10 protein-coding genes are annotated in these 8,390 nt (G+C 63.2%); 9 read left to right on the top strand and 1 reads right to left on the bottom strand.

All coding sequences use genetic code 11. The annotated features are described in order from the left end of the window. The 8 genes from adh to EN742_RS15210 all read left to right on the top strand — a co-directional run. Positions 1 to 1,280 (top strand): aldehyde dehydrogenase (gene adh / locus EN742_RS15245; protein ID WP_128332982.1); only part of this gene is annotated, 1,280 nt, incomplete at its 5' end. 64 nt (positions 1,281 to 1,344) lie between these two features. Continuing rightward, complete coding sequence (locus EN742_RS15240; protein ID WP_126054668.1) at positions 1,345 to 1,710, top strand: DUF779 domain-containing protein; 366 nt, start codon at positions 1,345 to 1,347, stop codon at positions 1,708 to 1,710. Between the two features lie 31 nt (positions 1,711 to 1,741). After that, complete coding sequence (gene crcB, locus EN742_RS15235) at positions 1,742 to 2,116, top strand: fluoride efflux transporter CrcB (RefSeq protein WP_126054667.1); 375 nt, start codon at positions 1,742 to 1,744, stop codon at positions 2,114 to 2,116. 38 nt (positions 2,117 to 2,154) lie between these two features. After that, a complete protein-coding gene (locus EN742_RS15230) occupies positions 2,155 to 3,135 on the top strand; it encodes an RluA family pseudouridine synthase (protein WP_127407149.1) in 981 nt (326 codons plus the stop codon). A 25-nt stretch (positions 3,136 to 3,160) separates the two neighbouring features. Further along, entirely contained in the window at positions 3,161 to 3,367 is a 207-nt protein-coding gene (locus tag EN742_RS15225) for a hypothetical protein (RefSeq protein ID WP_126054665.1), read from the top strand. Further along, a complete protein-coding gene (locus EN742_RS15220) occupies positions 3,364 to 4,281 on the top strand; it encodes a DMT family transporter (RefSeq protein ID WP_128332981.1) in 918 nt (305 codons plus the stop codon). Before EN742_RS15225 ends, EN742_RS15220 begins: the two co-directional genes overlap by 4 nt. Positions 4,282 to 4,292: 11 nt before the next feature. After that, positions 4,293 to 5,084 carry an ATP12 family chaperone protein gene (locus tag EN742_RS15215; protein ID WP_127420967.1) on the top strand — a complete coding sequence of 264 codons (792 nt, stop codon included), beginning with the start codon at positions 4,293 to 4,295 and terminating at the stop codon, positions 5,082 to 5,084. 184 nt (positions 5,085 to 5,268) lie between these two features. Further along, positions 5,269 to 7,155 carry an MFS transporter gene (locus tag EN742_RS15210; RefSeq protein WP_126054662.1) on the top strand — a complete coding sequence of 629 codons (1,887 nt, stop codon included), beginning with the start codon at positions 5,269 to 5,271 and terminating at the stop codon, positions 7,153 to 7,155. 77 nt (positions 7,156 to 7,232) lie between these two features. Here the strand turns inward: EN742_RS15210 and EN742_RS15205 are convergent, their stop codons facing one another. Then, the gene (locus EN742_RS15205) at positions 7,233 to 7,430 is read right to left on the bottom strand and encodes a DUF2735 domain-containing protein (RefSeq protein ID WP_126054661.1); all 198 of its coding nucleotides are present in this window, start codon (positions 7,428 to 7,430) and stop codon (positions 7,233 to 7,235) included. A 308-nt stretch (positions 7,431 to 7,738) separates the two neighbouring features. Here EN742_RS15205 and EN742_RS15200 point away from each other — a divergent pair. Next, positions 7,739 to 8,390: glutamine synthetase beta-grasp domain-containing protein (locus tag EN742_RS15200; RefSeq protein WP_189375340.1), on the top strand; the 652-nt coding region annotated here is incomplete at its 3' end.

Here is an 8,390-nt window from a genome sequence, read left to right as displayed (position 1 = left end):
CTCTGATCCTCAACCGCATCGCCGACCGCATGGAGGACAATCTCGATCTGCTGGCGCTCGCCGAGACCTGGGACAACGGCAAGCCGATCCGCGAGACGACGGCGGCCGACCTGCCTTTGGCCATCGACCATTTCCGCTATTTCGCCGGCGTGCTGCGCAGCCAGGAGGGCAGCATTTCCGAGATCGACCACGACACCGTCGCCTATCATTTCCACGAACCGCTCGGCGTTGTCGGCCAGATCATTCCGTGGAATTTCCCGCTGCTGATGGCGGTATGGAAACTGGCGCCAGCGCTCGCCGCCGGCAATTGCGTGGTGCTGAAGCCGGCCGAGCAGACGCCAGCCACCATCATGCTGTGGGCCGACCTAGTCGGCGACCTGTTGCCGGAGGGCGTGCTCAACATCGTCAACGGCTTCGGCCTGGAGGCCGGCAAGCCGCTGGCATCGTCGAACCGCATCGCCAAGATCGCCTTCACTGGCGAGACGACGACGGGCCGCCTGATCTCGCAATATGCCAGCCAGAACCTGATCCCGGTCACGCTCGAGCTTGGCGGCAAGTCGCCCAACATCTTCTTCCAGGACGTGACGGCGGAGGACGATGACTTCTTCGACAAGGCGATCGAAGGCTTCGTGATGTTCGCGCTCAACCAGGGCGAGGTCTGCACCTGCCCGAGCCGCGCCCTGGTGCATGAAAAGATCTACGACAGGTTCATCGAGCGGGCGCTGAAGCGCGTCGAGGCGATCGTCCAGGGCGATCCGCTCGACCCGGCAACCATGATCGGCGCCCAGGCTTCGAACGAGCAGTTGCAGAAGATACTGAGCTACTTCGACGTCGGCCGCCAGGAAGGGGCCGAGCTGCTCACAGGCGGCGAGCAGAACCATCTGCCGGGCGACCTTGCCGGCGGCTACTACGTCAAGCCCACCGTGTTCAAGGGCCACAACAAGATGCGCATCTTCCAGGAGGAGATTTTCGGACCGGTGGTGTCGGTCACGACCTTCAGGGACGATGACGAGGCGCTGTCGATCGCCAATGACACGCTCTACGGCCTCGGCGCTGGCATCTGGAGCCGCGACGCGAACCGCTGCTACCGCTTCGGCCGCGCCATCCAGGCCGGGCGCGTGTGGACCAATTGCTACCACGCCTATCCGGCGCACGCTGCCTTCGGCGGCTACAAGCAGTCCGGCATCGGTCGCGAGACGCACAAGATGATGCTCGATCACTACCAGCAGACCAAGAACATGCTGGTCAGCTACAGCCCGAAGAAGCTTGGCTTCTTCTGATCCTCCCGGGGCGAGGGGGGAGGGCGCGGTTCGCCGCGTCCTCCTTCGATTGTTGGAGGATCTGATGGACAAAAGATCTCTGAACAAAGTGTCCGCCACGCCGGAGGCGGAGGCGTTCCTGGCCGAGATCATCGCCGATCACGGCCCTGTTCTGTTCCACCAGTCCGGCGGCTGCTGCGACGGCTCCTCGCCAATGTGCTATCCGCGCGGCGATTTCATTGTTGGCGATGCCGACGTCATGCTGGGTGAAATCGGCAACACGCCGATCTACATCAGCGCCTCGCAGTACGAGGCCTGGAAACACACGGATTTGATCATCGACGTGGTGCCTGGCAGGGGCGGCATGTTCTCGCTCGACAACGGCCGCGAGCGGCGATTTCTGACCCGTTCGACGATCTGCGCGGTTCCACCCGCCGCCGGGAGGGATTGACCCGGCAAGCCGGCAACGGCACAAAGCCGCCATGGCCAATCTACTTCTCGTTGTCATCGGCGGCGGCATCGGCGCCGGCATCCGCCACTTGACCAATATGGGCGCGCTGCGCCTGGTCGGCCCCAACTATCCCTGGGGCACGATGGTGATCAACATCGTCGGCTCCTTCGTCATGGGCCTTTTCATCGCCGTGCTAGCGCGACGCGGCGGCTCGAACGAGGTCAGGCTGTTCGTGGCCACCGGCATCCTTGGCGGCTTCACCACTTTTTCGGCCTTTTCGCTCGATTTCGCCACGCTTTGGGAGCGCGGCGCCGCGGTGCCGGCGTTCGGCTATGCGCTCGCCAGCGTCATTGGCGCGATCCTCGCCCTGTTTCTGGGTCTTTGGCTCGCAAGAAGCCTGCCTTAATGCTATTGCCCCGCTTCCGAAGAGGCAAAGCGAGACAAATGGCAGGCGTTGAACAGATCACGGTGGAGGCCGGCGAGGCGGGCATGCGGCTCGACCGCTGGTTCAAGAGCCATTTCCCGGGGCTCGGCTTCGGCCATCTGCAGAAGCTCCTGCGCTCCGGCCAGATCCGCGTCGACGGCGGCCGGGTGAAGGCCGACACGCGCGTCGAGCCCGGCCAAACGGTCCGCATCCCGCCGCTCGAGGTCGACAAGAAGGGCGAGGCGCCGCTCACCGGCCATTCGATCCGCAACCAGGGCGACGCCGATGTGCTCGCCAAGATGCTTATCCATGAGGACCCGAAGGTCTTCGTCTTCAACAAGCCCGCTGGGCTCGCCGTGCAGGGCGGTTCGGGCGTCACCCGCAATGTCGATGACATGCTGGAGGCCTGGCGCAACCAGAAGGGCGAGAAGCCGCGCCTGGTGCATCGGCTCGACCGCGACACATCCGGCGTGCTGGTCGTCGCCCGCACCAGGCTTGCGGCGATGAAACTCTCCGAAGCGTTCCGGGCGCGCGAGACCAAGAAGACCTATTGGGCACTGGTCAAGGGCGTGCCGCCGAAGCGCGAGGACAAGATCTCGACCTGGCTGGTCAAGGAACCGACCCCGGACGGCGACCGCGTGCGCATCGCCAAGCATGGCGAGAAGGGCGCCGACCATGCGGTCTCCTACTATCGGGTCGTCGAGCAGGCGGCGCAGTCGCTGTCCTGGCTGGAGATGGAGCCCTATACCGGTCGCACCCATCAACTGCGCGTCCACGCTGCCTACATTGGCTGCCCGATCATCGGCGATCCCAAATATTTCGAGGCCGACACCAATTGGGACTTTCCGGGCGGCATGCAGAACCGCCTGCATCTGCACGCGCGCCGCATCCTCATCCCGCACCCGGACCAGGGCGTCATCGACGTCACCGCGCCGATGCCGCCGCATATGCGCCAGAGCTGGAACCTGCTCGGCTTCGACGAGCAGAACGCGGACGACTAGGGACGACTAGGAGAGGAACTGGGCCATGGGAGGAACCACGCTCACCAACCAGTTGGTCGGATGGCTGCCTTTTCATCATGATTTTTCTCGTGTGGCTCATCTTACGCGCCGCGCTGCTGCCAGGCAGGGATCGGTGGCGGAGATCGGCCGCGAGAACACTGAGGCGGTCAGACAAAACACCGAAGCACTGAAAGCACTGCTTGCTAAGTTGGAAAGCCAATCGAAGCAATGACCACGGCAACCGAAATGGGCCGTCGCGATGCAGTCGACATGGCGGCCGCCACGATCATGGTCGGGCTGACCTTCTCCTGGGGGCTGAACTACGTCGCCGCCAAGGTTTCCTACGCCGGCTATGATCCCGTCTTCGTCTCGATCGCGCGCTCGATTCTTGGCGGGCTCTGCGTGCTCGGCTGGTGCCGGCTGCGCGGCATCAAGCTGTTCAGGCCGGATGGGACGCTAGTCGCCGGCGTCGTTGTCGGCGTGCTCTTCGGCGTTGAATTCCTGTGCCTCTATATCGGGCTGGAATACACAACCGTTGCCCGCAACACGCTACTGGTCAACACCATGCCGTTCTGGGTCCTGATCGGCAGCCATTTCCTGCTCGGCGAGCGCATCAACGCGCGCAAGCTGGGCGGGCTTGTTCTCGCCTTCTGCGGCCTTGCGGCGGTCTTCTCCGAAGGCATCGTTGCCGGCAACAATGCGACGCTCACCGGCGACCTGCTCAGCCTCGGCTCAGGGATTCTGTGGGCGATGACCAGCATCGTCATCAAGCGGTCGAAACTGGTCGACACGAGCGCCGAGAAACTGCTGCTCTATCAGCTGGCCGGCGCCGCGGTCGTCGGTCTGCTGGTCATGCCTTTTGCCGGCGCGCCGATCCGCGCGGTCACGGCCTTGCCGACCTTGGCGCTGCTGTTCCAGTCTTTCTATATCGTCGCCTTCACCTATGTATTGTGGTTCTGGTTGCTGACGCGCTATCCGGCGGCGGGCTTGTCGAGTTTCGCCTTCCTGTCGCCAGCCTTCGGTGTCTTGTGCGGCGCGGTGCTTTTGGGCGAGCCGCCGACGGTCAGGATTTTCCTGGCGCTTGGCCTGGTCGCCGCTGGCCTTATCATCGTCAACCGGCCGGCGCGCAAGCAAATCCTGGGTTAGAGAGTTCCGACATGCGTGACATCCTCAACGACCTCGAAGCGGGAAAGCAGCTTTCCGATCCCGATCCCGTGCGCCGCGCCCAGATCCAGATGAAGACGCCGCTGCCGAAGCGCTTCTACAAGGCCGTTGCGGTCGTGCCGGCGGAAGAGGGCTTTGCCGTCCATCTCGACGGTAGACCGGTGCGCACGCCGGGCAGGGCGTTGCTGGCGCTGCCGACCGAGAAGGCGGCGGCCCTGGTCGCCGGCGAGTTCGACGCGCAAGGCGAGGTCATCGATCCAGTGGCCATGCCGGTCATGCGCCTCGTCAACACCGCCATTGACGGCGTCGCCAGCGATCCGCAAGCGGTGTTGGAGGACATCCTGCGCTTCGCCTCGTCCGATCTGCTGTGCTACCGCGCCGACGGTCCGCAAGGGTTGGTCGACCGACAGAACCAGCTTTGGGATCCGGTCATCGACTGGGCGCGCAGCGCGCTTGGCGCCCGCTTCCATCTCGCCGAAGGCATCGTTCATGTCGAGCAGCCGCGCGAGACCATTGCCGTTCTCCGCGCCCATCTTGCGCAGCGCATCGAGCCCATGCGGCTCGCCGCCATCCATGTCATGACCTCGCTGACGGGCTCGGCGCTGTTGGCGCTCGCCGTCGACTTCGGCGAACTCGACGGCGAAGCAGCCTGGGCCGCCGGCCATGTCGATGAGGACTGGCAGATCGAGCATTGGGGCCAGGACGCCGAGGCCGTGGCGCGCCGCTCGGCCCGCAAGCGCGACATGATGGCCGCAGTCAGCCTGCTCGACGCGCTGAAAGCCTGAGGCCGCGCTCTGCTTTCGCACTGCACCTAATACGAAAGTCATAATCCCATCGTCGCTCTGCCGTTGCCCGGCGCTTTCTGTCATTTTTTCGCCCGTAGCTGCGTTTTTGAGTCCGCGTTCGGAGGAGTTGCGGGCGGTGGCGCAGCCATCGAGGACAGACGGGATCCCACGGGAGGACATATCAATGGCAATGGCATCGACCGCCGGCGGAACAAGCCGCGGCATGACGCGGGAAGAGAAGAAAGTCATCTTCGCTTCCTCGCTCGGCACCGTTTTCGAATGGTACGATTTCTATCTTTACGGCTCGCTGGCGGCTTTCATCGGCGCCACATTCTTCTCGTCGGCGCCGGAAGCGACGCGCAACATTTTCGCGCTGCTTGCCTTCGCCGCCGGCTTCCTGGTCCGCCCCTTCGGCGCCTTGCTGTTCGGCCGCATCGGCGATCTTGTCGGCCGCAAATACACCTTTCTAGTCACCATGACGATCATGGGCTTGTCGACCTTCCTGGTCGGCCTCTTGCCCGGCTATGCCAGTTGGGGCATCGCCGCACCGATTATCCTGATCGGGCTGCGCATGCTGCAGGGCCTGGCGCTCGGCGGCGAGTATGGTGGCGCCGCGACCTATGTCGCCGAACACGCGCCCGACGATCGCCGCGGCTTCTACACCTCCTGGATCCAGACGACCGCGACACTCGGCCTGTTCCTGTCGCTGATCGTCATCCTCATCGTCCAGGGTTCGATGAGCAAGGAAACCTATGCCGATTGGGGCTGGCGCATTCCCTTCATCGTTTCCTTCGTGCTGCTTGCCATCTCGATCTGGATCCGACTGTCGCTCTCGGAATCGCCGACCTTCCAGCGCATGAAGGAAGAAGGCAAGGGTTCGAAGGCACCGCTCTCGGAAGCCTTTGGCCAGTGGAAGAACGCCAAGATCGCGCTGCTGGCGCTGCTCGGCCTCACCGCCGGCCAGGCCGTGATCTGGTATAACGGCCAGTTCTACGCGCTGTTCTTCCTGCAGAACGTGCTGAAGGTCGACCCGCAGTCGGTCAACATCATGATCGCGATCGCGCTTGCCGTCGGCTCGATCTTCTTCGTCGTGTTCGGCTGGCTCTCCGACAAGATCGGCCGCAAGCCAATCATCATGGCCGGCCTCGCTTTGGGTATCGTCTGCACCTTCCCGCTGTTCAAGGCGCTGACCAAGGCGGCCAATCCGGCTCTTGCCGCCGCGCAGCAGAACACCCGCGCGACGGTGACCGCGGCACCCGGCGACTGCAAGTTCCAGTTCAACCCGGTCGGTACGGCGAAGTTCACGACATCCTGCGACATCGCCACCTCGTTCCTGACCAAGAACTCGGTGCCTTATGACGTGGTCGCCACGGCGGCACCCGGGACGGCCGCCTCGGTCAAGATCGGCAACGAGACGGTGGAATCCTACGATGCCGTTGCCGCAGGCGATCAGGCCAAGGCCAAGGACGCCGCTTTCGTCAAGGCGGTCAACATGTCGTTGCGGGATGGCGGCTATCCGCTGAAGCGCGCGGCGATCAAGGTTCCGGACCAGAAGCTCGACGCCTTCATCGCGGCCAATCCCGAGCTCAAGCTCGACGCGGCGGCGATCCGCGGCGGCGAGAAGACGACCGTTGCGGTCGACCAGGCGGTTAAGGACAAGCTGCTGACCAAGGATGAGGCGGCGGGTGCGCCTGAGATCACCGTCTACAACATTCCGGGCGGCGGCGCCTTCGCCATGTTCGCCGATCCGGCCGCGGTGAACTGGCCGATGACCATCGGCATCCTGTTCATCCTCGTGCTTTTCGTGACCATGGTCTACGGACCGATCGCAGCAATCCTGGTCGAGATGTTCCCGACCCGCATCCGCTATACCGGTATGTCGCTGCCCTACCACATCGGCAATGGCTGGTTCGGCGGCCTTCTGCCGGCGACAGTGTTCGCGCTCAGCGCCTACAAGGGCGACATCTACTATGGCCTCTGGTATCCGGTGGTGATCGCGGCGATGTCGCTGATCATTGGCATGATCTTCGTCAGGGACACGCTCGGCACCGACCTGCACACCAAGCAGTAGCCGGTCGGCTGCGATACAAAAAAGCCCGGCGTGAGCGATCACGCCGGGCTTTTTCCATTCGCAAGTTTGCGGGAGACTCAGCTCTTCTGCCGCTGGCCTTCTTCTTCCTCGATCGCCGCTTCGTGGTACCAGCCGTCAAAATCGGCATGCGTGTTGCGCAGCGAGGCAAGCTCTGCCGCGAACTTGGCCTTTGCGCCTAAATTTGAGGCAGCTTTGCGCCCTGCCAGAGGGAACATCAAAATCTTCGCCGACGGACGGGACGGGGTGACTTGCATTGGCGATCTGCCTTCTTCTCCAGGAGCCAGTCGATTCATCTGTTTCCAAGATAGGTCGTGCGACTCATTTAAGCAATATGCCCACAAAAAGATCAGTATTTGCCTATTATTTATGCAAATAATGCTTCTGATCGATCCGGGCGCATCACTGAGACGGCTCAGCAAATTCAACGCTTAGCTTTGACCATTTTGCCGCACCCACCGGGACAAGTGTGGCACACGAATTGCTTTTTAACGATCGGCAGGTCGGCTCAGCCCGGCCATGCGTCGTCGCCCTGCGCGGTGATCAAGCAACGAGAGGCTCTAGAATGACCAAATACAAGCTCGAGTATATCTGGCTCGACGGATACACCCCGGTCCCCAATCTTCGCGGCAAGACCCAGATCAAGGAATTTGCCGAGTTCCCGACGCTCGAGCAGCTGCCGCTGTGGGGCTTCGACGGCTCCTCGACTCAGCAGGCCGAAGGCCACAGCTCCGACTGCGTGCTGAAGCCGGTCGCCGTGTTCCCGGATCCGGCCCGCACGAACGGCGTGCTGGTGATGTGCGAAGTGATGATGCCCGATGGCGTGACGCCGCATGTCTCCAACAAGCGCGCCACCATCCTCGATGACGAGGGCGCCTGGTTCGGCTTCGAGCAGGAATACTTCTTCTACAAGGACGGCCGTCCGCTCGGCTTCCCGGAGAGCGGCTATCCGGCGCCGCAGGGCTCGTACTACACCGGCGTCGGCTATTCGAATGTCGGCTCGGTCGCGCGCCAGATCGTCGAGGAGCATCTCGACCAGTGCCTCGCGGCAGGCATCAATCACGAAGGCATCAACGCCGAAGTGGCCAAGGGCCAGTGGGAATTCCAGATTTTCGGCAAGGGCTCCAAGAAGGCCGCCGACCAGATGTGGATGGCCCGCTACCTGCTGCAGCGCCTGACCGAGAAATACGGCATCGACATCGAGTACCACTGCAAGC

It is taken from the genome of Mesorhizobium sp. M4A.F.Ca.ET.020.02.1.1 (genome assembly GCF_004022645.1).
Classification (GTDB): domain Bacteria; phylum Pseudomonadota; class Alphaproteobacteria; order Rhizobiales; family Rhizobiaceae; genus Mesorhizobium.
Note: the sequence above shows the minus strand (reverse complement) of the source record. Positions and strands in the feature narration are given on the sequence as shown.

What these genes read in the sequence shown, in the direction of transcription:
- EN742_RS15240 (WP_126054668.1), top strand. Translation starts at nt 1,345, where the DNA reads ATGGACAAAAGATCTCTGAACAAAGTGTCCGCCACGCCGGAGGCGGAG.
- crcB (WP_126054667.1), top strand. Translation starts at nt 1,742, where the DNA reads ATGGCCAATCTACTTCTCGTTGTCATCGGCGGCGGCATCGGCGCCGGC.
- EN742_RS15230 (WP_127407149.1), top strand. Translation starts at nt 2,155, where the DNA reads ATGGCAGGCGTTGAACAGATCACGGTGGAGGCCGGCGAGGCGGGCATG.
- EN742_RS15225 (WP_126054665.1), top strand. Translation starts at nt 3,161, where the DNA reads ATGGGAGGAACCACGCTCACCAACCAGTTGGTCGGATGGCTGCCTTTT.
- EN742_RS15220 (WP_128332981.1), top strand. Translation starts at nt 3,364, where the DNA reads ATGACCACGGCAACCGAAATGGGCCGTCGCGATGCAGTCGACATGGCG.
- EN742_RS15215 (WP_127420967.1), top strand. Translation starts at nt 4,293, where the DNA reads ATGCGTGACATCCTCAACGACCTCGAAGCGGGAAAGCAGCTTTCCGAT.
- EN742_RS15210 (WP_126054662.1), top strand. Translation starts at nt 5,269, where the DNA reads ATGGCAATGGCATCGACCGCCGGCGGAACAAGCCGCGGCATGACGCGG.
- EN742_RS15205 (WP_126054661.1), bottom strand. Translation starts at nt 7,430, where the DNA reads ATGCAAGTCACCCCGTCCCGTCCGTCGGCGAAGATTTTGATGTTCCCT.